This is a genomic window from Marinobacterium iners DSM 11526 (genome assembly GCF_900107855.1).
GTDB classification, from domain to species: domain Bacteria; phylum Pseudomonadota; class Gammaproteobacteria; order Pseudomonadales; family Balneatricaceae; genus Marinobacterium; species Marinobacterium iners.
Window position 1 is genome coordinate 58158 of sequence record NZ_FNRJ01000016.1, and the last position, 17463, is coordinate 75620.

Annotated in this window: 14 protein-coding genes; 9 read left to right on the forward strand and 5 right to left on the reverse strand. The window is 58.5% G+C overall.

Annotated features, from left to right (window positions below; genetic code table 11):
- Positions 1-88: 88 nt before the first annotated feature.
- Positions 89-697 carry a TetR family transcriptional regulator gene (locus BLV48_RS15005; protein ID WP_091827610.1) on the reverse strand — a complete coding sequence of 203 codons (609 nt, stop codon included), beginning with the start codon at positions 695-697 and terminating at the stop codon, positions 89-91.
- A gap of 218 nt (positions 698-915) precedes the next feature.
- Here BLV48_RS15005 and BLV48_RS15010 point away from each other — a divergent pair, with 218 nt between their 5' ends.
- The 7 genes from BLV48_RS15010 to BLV48_RS15040 all read left to right on the forward strand — a co-directional run bounded on the left by BLV48_RS15010 (position 916) and on the right by BLV48_RS15040 (position 10347).
- Complete coding sequence (locus tag BLV48_RS15010; RefSeq protein ID WP_091827611.1) at positions 916-3078, forward strand: PepSY domain-containing protein; 2163 nt, start codon at positions 916-918, stop codon at positions 3076-3078.
- Between the two features lie 86 nt (positions 3079-3164).
- Positions 3165-3875: a lytic transglycosylase domain-containing protein gene (locus BLV48_RS15015; protein WP_254775060.1), complete on the forward strand. Its 711-nt coding sequence runs from the start codon at positions 3165-3167 to the stop codon at positions 3873-3875.
- Between the two features lie 109 nt (positions 3876-3984).
- Positions 3985-4404 (forward strand): secondary thiamine-phosphate synthase enzyme YjbQ, encoded by a 420-nt coding sequence (locus BLV48_RS15020; protein WP_091827613.1) that lies wholly within the window; start codon positions 3985-3987, stop codon positions 4402-4404.
- Between the two features lie 2 nt (positions 4405-4406).
- Positions 4407-5762: an exonuclease SbcCD subunit D C-terminal domain-containing protein gene (locus BLV48_RS15025; protein WP_217633033.1), complete on the forward strand. Its 1356-nt coding sequence runs from the start codon at positions 4407-4409 to the stop codon at positions 5760-5762.
- A gap of 24 nt (positions 5763-5786) precedes the next feature.
- Entirely contained in the window at positions 5787-8855 is a 3069-nt protein-coding gene (locus tag BLV48_RS15030) for an AAA family ATPase (protein WP_091827614.1), read from the forward strand.
- A gap of 60 nt (positions 8856-8915) precedes the next feature.
- Positions 8916-10019: a DUF294 nucleotidyltransferase-like domain-containing protein gene (locus tag BLV48_RS15035; RefSeq protein WP_091827615.1), complete on the forward strand. Its 1104-nt coding sequence runs from the start codon at positions 8916-8918 to the stop codon at positions 10017-10019.
- A 97-nt stretch (positions 10020-10116) separates the two neighbouring features.
- On the forward strand, positions 10117-10347 hold the full coding sequence (locus BLV48_RS15040; protein WP_091827625.1) for a (2Fe-2S)-binding protein: 231 nt from the start codon (positions 10117-10119) through the stop codon (positions 10345-10347).
- On the opposite strand, the gene BLV48_RS15045 is transcribed toward BLV48_RS15040, so the two are convergent.
- From BLV48_RS15045 to BLV48_RS15060, 4 genes are read right to left on the reverse strand one after another with little or no spacing between them, the layout of a single operon-like run.
- Positions 10330-13095 carry a sensor histidine kinase gene (locus tag BLV48_RS15045; RefSeq protein WP_091827616.1) on the reverse strand — a complete coding sequence of 922 codons (2766 nt, stop codon included), beginning with the start codon at positions 13093-13095 and terminating at the stop codon, positions 10330-10332. The genes BLV48_RS15040 and BLV48_RS15045 overlap by 18 nt on opposite strands.
- Positions 13085-13279, reverse strand: a complete 195-nt coding sequence (locus tag BLV48_RS15050) for a hypothetical protein (RefSeq protein WP_091827617.1) — start codon at positions 13277-13279, stop codon at positions 13085-13087. The genes BLV48_RS15045 and BLV48_RS15050 overlap by 11 nt, the downstream gene beginning before the upstream one ends.
- Positions 13276-15327, reverse strand: coding sequence for a 3'-5' exonuclease (locus BLV48_RS15055; RefSeq protein ID WP_091827618.1), 2052 nt, complete (start codon positions 15325-15327; stop codon positions 13276-13278). The genes BLV48_RS15050 and BLV48_RS15055 overlap by 4 nt, the downstream gene beginning before the upstream one ends.
- Before the next feature lies 1 nt (position 15328).
- Complete coding sequence (locus tag BLV48_RS15060) at positions 15329-15706, reverse strand: response regulator transcription factor (RefSeq protein ID WP_091827619.1); 378 nt, start codon at positions 15704-15706, stop codon at positions 15329-15331.
- Positions 15707-15845: 139 nt separating this feature from the next.
- Between BLV48_RS15060 and BLV48_RS15065 the strand changes: the two genes are divergently transcribed.
- Both BLV48_RS15065 and BLV48_RS15070 read left to right on the forward strand, forming a co-directional pair.
- A complete protein-coding gene (locus BLV48_RS15065; RefSeq protein ID WP_091827620.1) occupies positions 15846-16589 on the forward strand; it encodes a spermidine synthase in 744 nt (247 codons plus the stop codon).
- A gap of 25 nt (positions 16590-16614) precedes the next feature.
- Positions 16615-17034 (forward strand): GNAT family N-acetyltransferase, encoded by a 420-nt coding sequence (locus BLV48_RS15070; protein ID WP_091827621.1) that lies wholly within the window; start codon positions 16615-16617, stop codon positions 17032-17034.
- The last annotated feature ends 429 nt before the right edge of the window (positions 17035-17463 follow it).

Below are 17463 nucleotides of genomic sequence, written 5' to 3' on the forward strand. Positions count from 1 at the left end.
TTCAGGTTAAACTGGAAAAAGGCGCTCTCCTTCGGGACGGCGCCTTTTTTATTGCACGATTATGGGAGCAGGGGGTAAACCGTACGATTCAGCGGTGGGTCATCAGCCCAATCAGGTGGGAAATTAGTGTCTCACCACGGCTGAGGATAGAGTACGCGTCAGGTTTGCGCAGCCAATCATGAAACAGGCCGGAGAGACAGGTATTCATCAAATCGGCAGCCACCTCTGGTGCAACTGAAAGCTCCTGCTGATCCGCGGCGAGGGCGAAATAACGCAGCAGAGCCTCATGAATGTCACAGGCGATCTCTTCCTGCATGGTGATAGGGTCGATATCACTGAAAAATTCGCAGCGGTACAACAGAATGGAGTGCACACGCGTATAGCGGGGCTGCTCAAGTCGTGCCAGACCCTTGAGGCAGGCCAGGCGAATTGCGTTCAGTGGGGACTCGGTCAGTGCAGGATCATCAATCTCCTGCACCAGTTCATCAAACGGCATTCGCACCCGTTCCAGCATGGCCCGGAACAGGTCAGCCTTGTTCTTGAAATGCCAATAGACAGCACCGCGTGTCATGCCAGCATGACGGGCAATCTGTTCCAGTGTGGTACGTGCTACACCATGAGCCATGAACATCTCTTCTGCTGCATCAATCAACGCTTCGCGCGTGGCTGCTGCTTCGGCTTTGGTGCGTCTAGCCATAGCTGTAAAGAACCCCAACTCAAATCGTTGAAAAATGAACCATTATTTTATCGTATCGGCGGTATAAAAACATCGATACATTTGTAGATGTATGTATATTCGACAGCCACTGGTCAGATTTACGTATCTTTACGCACCTTAATCTTTGTTTAAGTCAGGCTCAGTTAAAATAGAGGTCAACTGACTGAATCAGTGGCCGCTATGGCTAAGGATGGTGAATGATGAGATCGTACCTGCTGCAGGTGCACCGTTGGCTTGCTCTGCTCCTGACCCCCTTGTTTTTGTTGATTACGTTGACCGGTATGGTGCTGGCGCTCAAGCCTGTGCTGGCCGATCTTTCGGCACCGCCTTACACCGGGGCTGTTGAGGTTAGCCAGGTGCAGGCTTTACTGGAAAGTGCGTCTGCCGATGGGCCGGTTGTCGCCATCGAACGCAGTGCAACGTCCGGTCAATGGGTTATACCTGCGCTGGGTGAGTACCGCCTGAGCGATGGAGTGCGTGTTGGTCCCAGTGAGACGTCCGGTGGGGCGTTCTTTGACTGGATCAAAGATCTGCACAAGGATCTGCTGGTTGATGCCGGATGGTTGGTGGAGTGGGCGACTTGGGCAATGCTGGCAATAGTAGTGGCTGGTATTTTGTTGGGCTGGCCAAAGTTCAAGCAGTCACTGCTGGGCTGGCACCAATTCCTGGGTGTGTGGCTGTTTCCGTTAGTCCTGCTACTGCCGTTGACCGGTATTCTGATGACCTTGCATGTAGCACGTCCTGATCTGGGCCTGCAGCGCGGGGCGGAGCCCACCCCGTTGCAACAGGGTCTGGAGCAGGCGGCGGGCGAGCATAACCTGTCGGGGTTGATCAGTGCGCGTGGTTTCAAGTCAGGTTCGTTGTTGATCGAAACCGAGGAAGCCATGTTGGTGGTCAGTGGCGATCAGGCGACTCCCATCGATTTGTCCTCCAACTGGCCCAAAATGTTACATGAAGGGCTTTGGGGTGGTTGGGTATCCGGGCTTTTCAACATGCTGGTTGGGATGCTCGTTATGGGGCTGACGCTGACAGGGTTCATCAGCTGGTTGAGGCGTCGACAAGCCGCTCGTATCAGCGATATCCGTTCAGGTGCAGAGGTACTTATCGTCTTTGCCAGTCAGACCGGCACAGCTCAGGGCTTGGCCACTGCAACCGCAGCCACTTTTGAAAAGTCAGGGATTATTGCCGACCAGGGATCGATTGCCGTGTTTCCTGCCAGTAAGTGGCATGCTTACCAACAGGTGCTGGTGATCTGTTCGACTACCGGTGAAGGTGAGCTACCGGATAATGCCCGTAGCTGGGTGAGCGGAATCAAAGCCAGGCAGCTGGAAGGCGTGTCATTCAGTCTTTTGGCACTGGGTGATCGCCGCTATACCCATTTTTGTGCCGGTGGCCAGCGCTTGCGGACTGAGTTGATCAAGGCTGGTGCCCATGAACGACTGACTTTGCACGAGGTGGATGGTGACCCCGCCGTTGGTTGGCAGCAATGGTTGCGACAGCTCGCCGAGTACAACAACTGGAACCTGCAGATCGGTGGTATGGCCGTGCAACGGCAACGGTGTGAGGCGACACTGATTGAGCGCACCCGTCTGGATACTCCGATGGGTGACGATAGCCCTCACAGTTACAGCCTGACGTTTGCCGTGCCGGAAAGTACCCGTTTTGCCCCCGGTGACCTGTTCCAGTTTCAGCCCCGACCTGATGCAGAGCCGCGCACCTACTCAATCGGTTCGGATTATGAGACAAGCCCCGGCAAGGTGCGCCTGACGGTAGGGTTGCTGCGATATGAAACTGAACAGGGTAATGAGGTTCTGGGTCTCGGCAGCAGTGAACTCTGTTTGAACTGGCCGCTGAACGAATCACGGAGTGTCGAACTGGTGGCTCATCCGGGGTTCAATCCGCCTCAGAACTCAGAGCATCCGATGATCCTAGTAGCGACTGGTTGTGGCATTGCACCCTTTATCGGATTTCTTGAGGCGCGCGCTGCCACGGATCGAAAGGGACCGGTTTGGCTGCTGTTTGGTAACCGTCACGAGAAAGGTGACTTCCTGTATGGAGAGCAGATCAAGGCGCTCAAAGAGCAGGGCGTTATCACCAATCTTGATACCGTCTTCTCTCGTGATGGTGGTGATCAACGCTATATCACCGAGCGGATTGAACACCGGGGTGATCAACTGCTGGAATGGATCAACCGGGGTGCCAACCTGTATATCTGTGGTCGCGCATCTACGCTGGGGAGGGGGATCGACGGCGTGCTGATGCAGTTACTGCAACGCAAGGGGGCCAGCAAGGCTGAAGCAGAGGCTGAAATGGCACGCTGGGTCAACGAAGGCATCATGCACCGCGACCTTTTCGACTGAATGACATGCACTCGGTCAAGTCTGGCCGATAAAGCTGCCCCACAGGGGCAGCATTTCCCGCACACAGGTTCTAGAATGTTGCATAAATGGATTTGAGACTCGACCCTGCTGCCATGTACCGATACGTTTACCCTCTCATGTTTGCCACACTGTTGCTGCCTAGCCTTCATGCCACCGCAGAGATGCGCAAGATTGTGCATCCCGATGGTCGGGTGGAATACACCAACGTTGCGCCTGAACAAAAGGCAGCTGTGGTCAATACCTACTACAAATACCGCAATGCTGACGGTGTGCTCTCTTTCAGCGATGCAAAACCGAGTGGCGTGCAATATGAACTGGTGCGTTTCGACTGTTTTGCCTGCAAGGTTGATTCTACCGTTAATTGGGATACGACCCCCTTGTTTGCCGACCGTTATCGGGATGAAATCGAACGGATCGCCGCGCTACATGATATGGATGCTGCGCTGGTACGTGCGGTGATTCATGCTGAATCCGCCTTTAACCCGCAAGCGCGTTCCAGAGCCGGTGCGCAGGGGCTGATGCAGTTGATGCCGCAAACGGCAGCAGAGCTCGGTGTCGGTAACCCCTTTGATGCTGAGCAGAATATCGACGGTGGCGTGCGCTATCTGGCCGGATTACTCCAGCGCTATGACCAAGACGTACGCTTGGCAACGGCAGCGTATAATGCAGGCCCCGGCGCAGTGCAGCAGTACGGTGGCATACCGCCCTATGCTGAAACCCAAGCCTATGTGAAAAGGATAGAGGTGCTCTATCGGCGCTATCAAATGATCGATTAGCACGCCTGAATGATTGGCACATGTAAAACGCTGCCTGTACGAGATGTGGTTGAGAACACCGATACACAGCTCTATAGTCGTGCCATTCAGTTATCCATCGGTTCTTCATATGTGGCATCAAACAACCATCAGTCTCAAGGTGCGACCTCGCGGCTTCCACCTTGTGACTGACGAGATCGAACAGGCACTGCCGGAATTACGCCGAGTCAGCACCGGCCTGCTGCATCTGTTATTGCAACACACCTCTGCAAGCCTGACGTTGAACGAAAATGCCGACCCGACCGTTCGCGCTGATTTCGAGGCGTTTTTTAACCGCAATGTGCCGGAAAACGAACCCTACTACCAGCATACCTATGAAGGCCCTGATGACCTGCCTGCTCATTTCAAAAGCAGCATACTTGGCGTCAGTCTGGTGCTGCCTATTGCCAATGGGCGGTTGGCGCTGGGCACCTGGCAGGGGATCTATCTGGGTGAACATCGTAATCGCGCTGGCCGCCGCACCCTCATCGCGACCCTACAGGGAGAGTAACCGTGTCTGATCAGCCTTCACTGTTTGATGAAGAGATGCTGCCGCAGCCTTCGGTGCCGGTTAGCTCGGCGCGCACGGAACGTGCCCCGGCAAAGGCCAAAACCGGGGCCGAGGGGAGTCGTCAAACGTTGCGTGTCCTGCACAGCTCCGACTGGCATCTGGGCCGATTACTGTACGGCCAGAAGCGCTACGATGAATTTGCCGCCTTTCTTGACTGGATGTTGGCACAGATCGAGCATCTGAATGTCGAGGTACTGCTGATCGCCGGCGACCTGTTTGATACCACTACCCCGAGCAACCGGGCGCAGGCGCTTTATTACCGCTTTCTGCACCAAGTGGCGCGCTCGCGCTGTCGTCATGTGGTGATCATTGGTGGCAATCATGATTCTCCCAGTTTTTTGAATGCGCCATCCGGTTTGCTCAAGGCGCTGGACGTGCATGTGGTCGGTGCTGCCTGTGACAATCCGGCAGATGAAGTGGTATTGCTGAAAGCAGAAAATGGCGCACCTGAAGCAATTATCTGTGCCGTTCCCTACCTGCGTGATCGTGATATTCGCCAGAGTGAAGCGGGCGAAAGTCTTGAGGACAAGGACCGCAAACTGGTGCAGGGCATTCGTGAGCATTATGCGCAGGTCTGTGTCGCTGCCGAAGAGCTGCGAGAGTCACTGCAGGTGGATGTGCCGCTGATCGGCATGGGCCATCTGTTTGCCGCTGGTGGCAAAACGCTTGATGGCGATGGGGTGCGTGATCTTTATGTGGGATCTCTGGCGCAGGTGGGTGTGGATGCCTTTCCCGATTGCCTTGATTATGTGGCACTGGGGCACCTGCATGTACCTCAGGCCGTGTCGGGCTGCGAGCAGATTCGTTACAGTGGCTCACCGCTGGCCATGGGATTTGGGGAAGCGAAACAACAGAAAAGCCTGTGCCTGATCGAGTTTGAAGGGCGTCGCCCACAGCTTGAATTGATCGATATCCCGCGTTTTCAAAGGCTGGAGCGGATCAAGGGTGATCAGGCTCAACTGAGTGCCGCACTGGACAAGCTGGCGCAGGAGCAAACCTCGATCTGGCTGGAAGTGCTGTACGAAGGCGAACAGGTGGCAGCCGACCTGCGCGACTGGCTGGAACAGCATACCGATGGCACCCAGCTGACCATACTGAGGGTCCGCAACAACCGGGTAGTGGAGCGCATTTTGGCGCGCAGCGGTGAAGAGGAGACGCTGGATGATCTGGAGCCGATGCAAGTATTCGAGCGTGCGCTTGAACTGCATCAGGTACCCGAGACGCAACAGGATGAACTGAAGCGTCTGTTTGGCAGCGTGCTGCAATCCATGGCCGAGCAGGACCATCGTGCCGAATAGGCGCCTGCGTCAGAGAGACACACAATGCGTATTCTTCAGATCCGTTTCAAAAACCTCAACTCCCTGGCCGGTGAATGGCAGATCGACCTGACCGATCCCGCCTATATCAGCGATGGCATCTTTGCGATTACCGGCCCTACGGGGGCGGGAAAATCGACCCTGCTGGATGCGATCTGTCTGGCACTGTACGGGCGCACGCCGCGCCAAAGCCGGGTTAATGCCAGTCAGAATGAGGTGATGTCACGTCAGACCGGCGAGTGCTTTGCCGAGGTGCTGTTTGAAACCCCGCAGGGACGCTGGCGTTGCCACTGGAGCCAGCACCGCAGCCGCAAACAGGCCGATGGCGCGCTGCAACAGCCCAAACACGAGATTGTAGACGCCGATGCCGACAAGGTGCTGCATACCAAGCTCAAGGATGTGGCCGACACCATTGAGCGCCTCACCGGTATGGATTTCGACCGTTTCACCCGCTCCATGCTGCTCGCACAGGGCGGCTTTGCGGCCTTTTTGCAGGCCGACGCCGACGCACGTGCCCCCATACTGGAACAGATCACCGGCACCTCGATCTATTCCGATATCTCTGTCGCAGTGCATCGTCGAAGGGGCGAGGAGCGACAGAGACTCGATCACTTGAAAGCCGCCCAGTCCGGCCTGCAGCTGCTGGATGAGGAGGAAGAAGCTACACTGTCACGGCAATTGGCCGAGCTGTCAGAGCAGGTACAGCAGCGGTCAAACGTGATCGGACAGCAGCAAACGCTGCTCAACTGGCGACAGCAGCTGGACCGGGAATCCCGGCAGGCCGCGCAACTGAAACAACAGTGGCATGAACTGGAGCAGGCACAACAGGCGTTTGCGCCGCAACAGCAACAGCTGGAGCAGGCGCTGCGAGCGGAGGCACTCAGGCCTGCCTATGAGCCGCTGCGTCAGCGCCGGGGCGACCTGCAGCGCGCGCAAGAGCAGCTTGACCCGCTTCAGGCAGGACTTCCGGCCCTGCAGGACGCCGCCGATGCGGCGCTAGCCCGGCAACAACAGGCACAGGCGCATCTGCAGCAGGCGGAAGCTGAGCTGGAACGCCAACAACCCCTGCTGCGTAAATTACAGGAGCAGGACTGGAAACTGCGTGAGCAGCAGGCGCAGGTGGCACAGTTAAGCGCCCGCCTGCCAGCCGAGCTGCTTGAAGGGTCAGCACCTGACCCGGCAACGCTGGAGGCCGCCATCGAGCGTGATGAGCAGGCACTGCACGCGGCTCTGGCCGGCAGTACCCGCGTACAGATACAGCAGAAACAGGATCAGATTCGCAGTCGTGGCGAGCAGTTGGGTGAACTGCGTAACCGAGTGCAACAGGCCGATGAGCTGAAACAGGCACAGCAGGAGGCCGCTCATAAGCGCGCGGCACTTAAACCGGAACAGGATCGGATACAACAATCGCTTGAACAACAGCACGCTGAAGAAAGCAGGCTGCAGCAGGAGCAACTGGACCTGCAGAAGCTGCAGCGGCTGGCTGAGCGGATTGCCGACCTGGAGCAGCAACGCCATGAGCTGGAGCCGGGTAAACCCTGTCCACTGTGTGGTTCGGAGCAGCATCCCTGGCGCAGCGAGCAGCCACCGCAACTGACCGAAGAAAAAGCCCGCTTGCAGCGTCTGGAACAACAACTGACCGCCTTGAGCAGCGAACTGCAGGCGCTGGCGGTACAGCAGGCGCGACTGGAGCAGGACGAGAAAGGACTGCTCCAGCAGGAAGCTGACAACAGCCAGCGCCTGGAAGCGCTTCAGCCCCCCATTCAACACTGTCTGCAACTGCTGGCGTTGGATACTTGTCCAGCGCCGAATGAGATCGAGCAGGTGCAACAGGCCGCCCGTCAGCAGTGGGGCGAGTTGCGCGACCGGCTGGCTGAAATTGACCGGCTGGAGCAGGCTCTGAAGCAGCAACGAGCCGAACAGGAGCGTGTGCAGCAACGGCTGGCACTGGATGCGGCAAGGACTGATTTGACTCAACTGCAACAGCAGCGACAGGCACTTTCACCAGAGCCGGATACGGCAGCGTTTGAACAGCGCCTGCAGCAGGCAATACGTCAGGCGCGTCAGGCGCAGGAACAGGCGCAGGCTGCTGCCATTGAACAGCAGAACAGCCTCAACCGCCGCCAGCAGCAGATCAGTGACCTCAAGCGCCATATGACGGACTTGAACACCGAAATGGCTCAAATGCAGCAGGCCTTCGATGCCGCACTGGCGCAAAGCCAGTTTGCCGACGAGCAGACATTACAGGCGGCACTGTTGCCGGAAGCATCGCTCAAAACGTTGCAGCAGGCGGCTGATAGATTGAAAGCGGACGCGGCACGCTTGCAGGCGTTGCAGGAGCAGTGCCAAAGCAGCCTGCAGTTGCTGCAACAGCAGGCCTTGACCGAGCAGAGCAGTGCAGAACTGACAGCGGCACTTGAACAGCTTACGTCAGAGCACGGACTGTTGTTGGAAAAACGCGGCAGCTTGCAGCAGACATTGAACATCAATACCGAACGCAAGGCGCAGTTCGGTGCCCAGCAGCAGGCGATCGATGCCCAGCAACGTGAATTGGAGCGCTGGGATACCCTGCATGCCCTGATTGGCTCGGCGGATGGCAAAAAATTCCGCAACTTCGCTCAGGGGCTGACTTTTGAACTGATGATCGGTCACGCCAACCGCCAGCTGCAGAAAATGTCTGACCGCTATCTGCTGGTACGTGATGCCGAACAGCCGCTGGAGCTGAACGTGATCGACAACTATCAGGCGGGCGAAATCCGCTCAACCAAGAACCTGTCAGGTGGTGAAAGCTTCCTCATCAGCCTGGCGCTGGCGCTGGGGCTGTCCGGCATGGCCAGCCGCAACGTTTGTGTTGACTCGCTGTTTCTGGACGAGGGGTTCGGCACCCTGGACGAAGAGGCGCTGGAAACGGCACTGGATACCCTGTCCGGCCTGCAGCAGGAAGGCAAGCTGATCGGCGTCATCTCCCATGTGCAGGCACTGAAAGACCGCATCGCTACCCGCATCGAAGTACAACCGCTCAGTGGTGGCCGCAGCCGCATCAGCGGGCCGGGGTGTGTGGCGCTAAGCGGCTGAATCGGCTGGACTTTGCCCCCCTGACCTCTATGCTGAAAGGAATCACGGGAGGAGAGCGGCATGGATTCGGTCTGGCGTGAACTTTTTCGTCAACAGAACAGCGTGCAACCACAGTTACCGGTAGCACCGCTTGAACCGCTGCAGCAACTGTTACAGCAGGCACCAGTGGGTTGGGCACAGGCTCGCAGTTGGCAGCCTGAGTTGGTGCGCAGGCTGCAGCAGCTGGCACTGCCTGGCTGGTTGATCGCCCAGCTGCTGAGTGACCACAATGATCTGCTGTATCGGGTTGCCATAGACGAAGCGATGGGCGAGATGCAGGCCGAAGGCTGGGGCCCGGCGCCTGTACGTTTCTGTGTGCTGGTGATGGGGTCGGGCGGGCGTCATGAAAGCCTGCTGCACCCGGATCAAGACAACGCGCTGATTCTGGAAGACTACCCCCTCGAACGCCACAACGAGATCGATGCCTGGTTTCGCACACTGGCCGAGCGCTTCACCGCCCGCCTGGATCAGGCCGGCATTCCCTACTGCAAGGGCGACGTGATGGCCTCGCGCCCGCTCTGGCGCAAGCCGATCAGCGAATGGAAAGAGCAGATGCGGCTCTGGATGGCGACTCGGCGGGTCAAGCTAGTGCAGCTGTGTAACATCCTGTTTGATTTCGCACCGGTGTACGGTGATGCAACCCTGGCGCAGCAGCTACGCGATGCTATTCACGCGCAGATACCAACGGCGGGGTTGTTTCTGCACGAAATGGCCGAGCTGTTTGATGAGTCACCGGTGGCACTTGATCGATTCGAACGCCTGCAGGGAGATGGCAAGGATGCCCCGCACCCGAATGCACTGAACCTCAAGCGGCAGGGGCTGCTGCCGCTGACGGCGGCACTGCGCCTGCTGGCACTGAAAAAGGGCTGCCCGGAGGTGTCCTGCCGGACACGTCTTGCCTGGCTCGACCAGGCCGGGGTGTTGCAAGCGGGCCAGGCAAGGGTACTGACCCAGGTATTTGAACGTCTGCTGGACAGGCTGCTGCAGGCTCAACTGGAACGGGCGGAAGGTGACGGGCTACCGGACAACTGGATTGATCAGGCTCAGCTGGACGATTTTGAACAGCGTCAACTGCAGTGGGATTTGAAACAGATTAGGGGGCTTCAACAGAAAGCTGTGGGATAAGAATAATTTGCATTCATGGGTTGTAATGAGAATGTTTGTTATTTATATTGGTTGTATAAATGATATCTATTCTCATGCTTTTAGTGGTGAATGGCTGATGATCGTATGTATTTGTAAAAGAGTCAGTGACCGCCAGATCCGCCAGATGGTGGACGAAGGTACCAGCTCACTGCGTGATATTCGCAAGGCAACCGGACTGGGTACACAGTGTGGTAAATGTGTCTGCGAAACGCGGGACATACTGCGTGAGTTGAACGGCCAGGACAGCAACCCGCTGAGGGATCTGGCCGCGCTGGCATACGAGCTGCCCTCAACCGCAACTGCCTGAAGGATTGTCTTCTTCCGGCGCTTTTGGCAATTCCATTATCAGGCAGGCACCCCCCAGCTGCTGCGGGTCATCTACCCATAGACGTCCACCCAGATGGCTGATGATGCCGCGGCTGATCGGCAATCCAAGTCCGGTTCCCCGTGGGCGTGTGCCGGCAGGCTGGCCTTCTTCCTTGCGCGCCTGCTCGATCTGATGAAACTTCTCGAACACCTTTTCCCGCTCCGCCTCGGCAATGCCGGGGCCATTATCTTCCACCCGAATGCGATAGTGCCGTTTGTGCGGCGCCAGGGTCAGCAATACCTGTGAATTCGCGTCGCTGGCGAACTTGCTGGCATTGTCGAGCAGATTGATCAGTACCTGCTGCAATCGGTCCGGATCGGCAATGACCATGCAGGGGCAGTCAGGCAGTTTTAAGGCCAGCTTCACTGCACGATCCTCATACAGCCGGGTAACCGCATCCACCGATTGTTGTACCAGTTCGACCAGGTCGCAGCGTTCGGGGTTCAGCGTCATGCGACCGGATTCCAGCCGAGCCAGATCGAGAATCTCTTCAATCAGGCGTGACAGGCGCTCGCTCTCCCGGACGATAATCTCCAGAAAGTGTTGCTGTTTCTCAGCCGGCATTGCTTCGGCATCGCGCAGTATCTCGGCAAAGGCGCGGATGGAGGTCAGCGGCGTGCGCAGCTCATGGCTCACCATGGCCACAAACTCATCCTTGAGCCGATCCAGCTCGCGCAGGCGTTCGTTGGCACTGCGCAATTCTTCCCCGATCTGGGCCAACTCGGATGACTTCTGCTCCAGCCGTCGGTTGTACTCAAGCGTCTGTGACGTGGTATCCAGAATGCTTAGGATTGAGGGCATATCCAGCGCTTCGCCTCGCACCACCGAATTGATCAATATGCGTGCGGTGGCGCTGCCCAAAGCACCGGTCAGCCCCTGTTCGGCCGCCGCGATCATGGCGGGTGTAGCGGCGCTGTCGTCACCCGGTTCCGGTTGCTGTCCGTCCAGTAGGCGCCGAGTGGCGGGCTGGCCCAGATAACGGCTCAGCAGCATGAACAGCTCATACCGGCTGGCCTGGCCCTGCCAGATTGGGGCCTGTTCCGCTTCGGGGCGCAGCGCGTTGGTAAACAGCGCGGCCTGAGTCTGCTCCATGCGACTCTGACGGCTGAACAGCGAGATGCCTACCAGCAGTCCCACATTCACCAACATGCTCCAGAACAGCGCATGGGTATAGATATCCCAGCCTTCCAGCCCAAACAGGGCGTAGGGGCGCAGCAGCTCAATTCCAAGGGGGCCGTGTTCAAGGAAGTCCGTATCCAGCCAGCCGGACAGGGCAAAGCCGGGAATCAGCAGAGTCCAGGCCCACACCAGCGTACCGGCAATCATGCCGATAGCGGCACCGTTGCGACTGGCTCCACGCCAGTAAAGCCCCAGCAGCAGTGCGGGGGCAAACTGAGCAGCTGCCGCAAACGACACCAGTCCGATAGTGACCAGACTGTACGCCTCACCGATCAGGGCATGGTAGAGATAGCCCAGAATCAGAATCAGGATGATGGCCACCCGACGAATGCCCAGTAACCAGCCGGATAGATCGGGACGGCTGGCCAGCTGCAGACTGCGCCAGCGCAACAGCAGCGGCATCACCAGCTGGTTGCTGACCATGGTCGAGAGGGCGATGGTTTCCACAATCATCATGCTGGTCGCGGCCGACAGCCCGCCGATAAACACCAGCAGCGGCAGTGCCTGCAGCCCTGCAGCCAAAGGCAGGGTCAGGACGAAGTTGTCCGGCTCGCCAGTCGCGCTGCCCCCCAGCAGCCCGGCCAGTGCAATCGGAATCACGAACAGGTTGATCAGCAGCAGATACAGCGGAAACAGCCAGCAGGCGCGGCGCAGGTGCTGTTCGTTCACGTTCTCGACCACCAGCACCTGAAACTGGCGTGGCAGGGTGATAAAGGCCAGTGTGGCGAGCATCAGCGTGCCGAGCCAGCCCAGTGCGCCACCGGGAATCTGCTCCAGGCCAAAGCGCTGCCCCAGGTGCGGCAACTCAGCGGCGGCACTGGCCATCAGGTCATGAGGGCCGGAGTAGAGCACAAAGGTGGCGAAAAAACCCACGGACAGAAAGGCGAACAGTTTCACCAGTGATTCAAAGGCGATAGCCGTGACCATCCCCTCATGGCGCTCGCTGGCGTCCAGATGTCGGGTGCCAAACAGAATGATGAACACCGCCAGCACCAGCGATACCCAGAATGCCTTGTCGCTGAGGAAGCCGCTCAGCGAAAGCTGTGGCAGCGTCTGATCCGGATACTCGGTCAGAATCGCGTAGCTGACGGTGATCGCCTTCAGCTGCAGGGCGATGTAGGGCATGATCGCGATCACTGCGATCAGGGCTACCAGCGCGCCCAGGCCTCCGCTTTTGCCGTAGCGGGCGCTGATGAAGTCGGCAATGGAGGTGATGCGCTGTGCACGGGCGATGCGGATCATCTTGCGGATCAGCATCCAGCCGCACAGCATCGCCAGTGTGGGGCCAAGATAGATCAGCAGAAAACTCAACCCCGTGGTAGCGGCGCGTCCCACACTGCCGTAAAAGGTCCAGGCGGTACAGTACACGGCAATCGACAGCGCATACACGGTGGGCGAATTGACCAGCGAGCGACGCTGTTCGGCGCGGCGGTCCCCCCAGGCGGCAATGACAAACAGCAAGGCCAGATAGCTGAACGCGACGATGAGGACGGTGACATCATTCCTCATGAGGACGCTCCAGAATCAGGGCTGCCAACAAAATCAGCACCGCCCAGATCAGATAGATGATCAGCGGCAGGGTGGAAAAGCCCCAACGGCCTTCACGATCGAACAGCAACAGCAGTGGCGGTGAAAACAGCAGAAGGGCCAGTAAGGTCAGCGCCAGTAGACGGTTCTGTTCGTTGCGTTTCATGATGGACGCCCCTGTTCCACTTCGCGCTGCAACTCAAGCAACTGCTCAAGCGTTTCGATACCGCGTGAACGCAGTCGCGGTAGCAGCGCCAGCAGCAGTTCGGCGGTCACACGTGCATCCCCCAGCGCCGTGTGCCGTGTACCGGGCGGGAAGGTCAGCTCGAACCGCTCGGCCAGCGTATCCAGCCCGTGACCTTCCAGTGTCGGGTCGATGGCGCGGGACAGCAGCAGCGTATCCAGTACCGGCATATTGAACGCGGGCCCGGTCTCGCCACTGGCCAGACGCAGCGCCAGCAGATCAAACACCGCGTTGTGAGCAACCAGCACACCGGGGCCCACGTACTGATGAAAGCGTGGCAGCACCACCTCGATGGGCGGGGCATTGGCCACATCGGCATCCGTCAGATGATGAATGGCGGTACTGTCAGGCGGGATCGGTCGTTGTGGATTGATCAGCTGGTCAAAGCTGTCCTGTGCCAACAGACGGCCGCGCAGAATGCGACAGGCGGCGAGGCTGATGATCTGATCACCGCCGCGCAGGTCCAGCCCTGTGGTTTCGGTATCGAACACCACCAGTTCAAGTTCCTCCAGCCGGGTATGCGCCAATGCCGCGTCAGGGGCGGGCAGTTCGGCAATACTGAAATCATGAAACTCGGGTCGTGTCTGGTCTGCGGGCTGTTCCGCCCGGGGCTGTGGGCGGGCACCACGGCTTGACGCTGGCAGCGGCAGGCGCAGGCTGGCGGTGTCAGTATCGTTGCGGGGCTGCGACCACAGCTCGGCACCGTGTTGTGCCAGTACATCCTCAATACGTGGAGAGAGCGGGTCATCGAACAGGTGCAGCGCGTGCCAGAGGCTGAGCTGATGATCGGTCAAGGGCTCACCCTGCCAGATCAGGTCCAGATAGACCCGTTTGTTGCCCAGCAGCACCTCGATATCCAGTGCCTCCACCGGCCGGATCTGTACCAGTTCACGAATCAACCGCTCCAGCATCGCCAACAGGGCCGGGCCGTCGACCCGAATCCAGACCGGAATGCCCACCGGTGTCAGCTCAATCGCTTCTTCATGCAGGCGCTCGCCGAGCGCACTGAACAGGTCGTTGGACCAGGTCTCTTCCAGCCCCGACTGGCTCAGCTGATGAGACTCGACCAGACGGGTAAGGGCTTCCACTTTTTGCGACAGGGCCTGACTCTCCTGGCTGATCGCCTGTTCCAGCCTGTGCTGCAGCTCAGGGTTGTGCTCGACCTGCACCAGCGCATCGGCTGCGCTGCCCAGGCTGCCGGCATGGCCACGCAGGCGGGGCAGCAGGGCCGCCAGCTCACGGCGCCAGCGCTGGTCGCTTTCCAGCTCATGGGTGGTGTCTCGCAGGGTGATCAGGGCGCCACCATGGCGTACCCCCAGGCGGCGCAGCTCGCAGCGCAGCCAGCGCGGCTCGCCGGGCAGCAGCAGCTGGCGGGGCGAGCCATCCTGCGGCAACTGTTTAAGCGCATCGTTCAGGCTGGCGTGGGGCAGCAGCTGGCTGATGCGACGCCCCAGTCCCAACGCAGGCTGGTCATGAAACAGCTCGCGTGCCGCTGGGTTGAACAGCAGCAAGCGCTGGTGGTCGTCACAGATCAGCAGCGGCAGATCCAGCACCTGCAACACGCCCTCCAGCTCCTGCTGAATGCGCAGCGCCTCGGCGGCACCCTCGTCATGGGCATCACGCAGGCGCGACCGGTCACCGCGCCAGCCGTCACGAATATGGTCAAGGTCAGGCTGCAGGGGCTTGAGCCAGCCATCCAGCGGGAAATCGGAACGAGCATCCGGGCTGGCCACCAGCCGTGCCAGCAGCACCTGAAACTGCCGCAGCGGCCTGAACAGACGGCGCTCCAGCACCACACCCAGCAGCAGAACCACAACGGCAGGGCTCAGGCCCAACACCCAGAGGGCGACTCGTTCAGGTGTGGCGGGTGTGAGTACGGTATCCAGCCAGAGTAGCAGCCCAATACCGCCAAACAGCAGAACGCCGCACAGCAGCATCCAGAATCCCAGCAGGTTCTGACGCGACGGCATGCTAGCCTCCGTTGCCGCTTTCCAGCAGGGCCTGAACCCGGCTGACCAGTTCGCGGGTCGAGAAGGGCTTGGTAATGTAATCGCTGGCCCCCAGTGCCATTCCTTTCTCCTTTTCCACCTCGCGGCCATGGGCCGTGAGCATCACCACCGGCAGGCTGCGGGTGGCCTCATCCGCGCGCAGCTCTTCCAGCAGATCAAAGCCGCTCATGCCCGGCAGGCTGATATCCAGCAGGATCAGATCGGGTACCTGTTGGCTGATCAGTACCTGTGCCTGCTCGGCATCCTCTGCCGTCGTCACCTCGAAGCCCGCCTGCTGCATCAGAAACTCCAGCGACAGCAGAATGTTCGGTTCATCATCGACAACCAGTACGCGGGGCATAATCTCTCCGGCTTTCAGTGGGTTAGTTTCAGTCTAGTGTGCATCAGGCAAAAGGAAAGGGGCAGGGGGCGGCGCCAGACTTTAGTCGTGCGCTCTGTCATAATGCGCCCGTTCATTCCCTGCAGCCTTTGGAGCCACCATGTCTTTGCCCGGTCACGAAATCTATCGCGGTTATGACGAGTTCGGTGCCGTGCGCGTGCTGGACGATGGCGACAAGCGTTATCTTGCTTTTGGTGATCAGGACGAGCAAAGCTGTTGTCTCAGGAATGAACCGCTCATGCCGGAGCATGAATATGTGCGCGCCATGCTGCTGGCGTTGCTTTTCGCGGAACCCAAACAGGTGATCAGCCTGGGTTTGGGGGCCGGGGCGCTCAACACCTGCCTGCATGGTCGCTTTGCCAGCTGCAAGCAACAGATTGCCGAGCTGCGCCCGGAAGTGGTCGAGGTAGCCTATCGCTTCTTTCAACTGCCGCGTGGCAAGCGGATACAGGTCCACACCCAGGATGCCCTCGGCTTCCTGCGTCATGTGGAAACCCGAAAGGCCGACATCATCTTCAGTGACATTTATGGGGCCGAAGGGTTAAGCGATCAGCAACTGGGTGAAGAATACCTGACCCTCTGCGCCGAGCGCCTGAAGCCGGGTGGCTGGCTGGTGATGAACCTGTGGCGCGAACATCAGGGGCCTGACACACTGGAACTGCTGCTGCAACAGTTCGGCACGATTTACGGCTGCCACACTCAAAGCGGCAACTGGATCGTCTTCGCCGCTGAAGATGACCACGGCCAGAGCCAAAGCCAGCTGGAAAAACGCGCCCGCGTGATCAGCCAGCAGCTTAACTTTTCATTGCTGCCGTTTTTGAAGCGTCTCAAACCCTTTCCCTGAAACGTATCCGCGCAGGAGAACCAACATGCCCCGAATCATCCCTGTCGATTTTGAAGGTCCACACAAAACCGCCATCTGCTCGATCCGTGAAACCGTGTTCGTGCAGGAGCAGGGCGTTCCCGCTGAGCTGGAATACGACGGGCTGGACGCCAGTGCCATGCACGTACTGGCCTGTGTGGATGACCAGCCGGTCGGCACCGGGCGCATACTCAGTGACGGTCATATCGGCCGCATCGCTGTGCTGAACAGCCATCGCGGACAGGGTATCGGCGCTGGAACCGTGCAGGCCCTGACCGAACAGGCCGCGGCTGCCGGGCATCAACGCGTCTATCTCGGGGCTCAGCTACATGCCACCGGCTTTTATAAACGCCTGGGCTTTGCCCCCTACGGCGAAACGTTTATGGATGCCGGTATTGAGCACATCCATATGGAAAAACATCTGTAATCAACCCTGTTGCCAAACGTGCACATCTGGGGCAATCTTGAAGTCTGCCAGCGGGAAGTCGGCAGCCACAATGACAGGGAAAAAAGGATGAGTCGGTGACCGGGACGGTTTGCAGTTTTCATATTTCAACAGTTGATCATCTTCTTTCTGGCAAGCCTTTGTTCTCTGGCGCTGTGGTCTGTACCCGTTTGAGCCGCAGTCTGGGAACTGTTGTACCTTTTTATTCTGAAAGTAGCGTTTCGAATTCAATGAAATCAGTGAGTTATGACTAGCTCGGGAAAATTAAAAAGTATACCCGATAATAATTATTATGAGGTCGAAGGCCTCATAAATGGACTGTTGAACATAACCGCTTCGCGGTGGAGTGCGAGATTTTAAAGAGGCATAGGGACATGCCGAATAGAGCGATACAACGGCTATTTCAGTCGT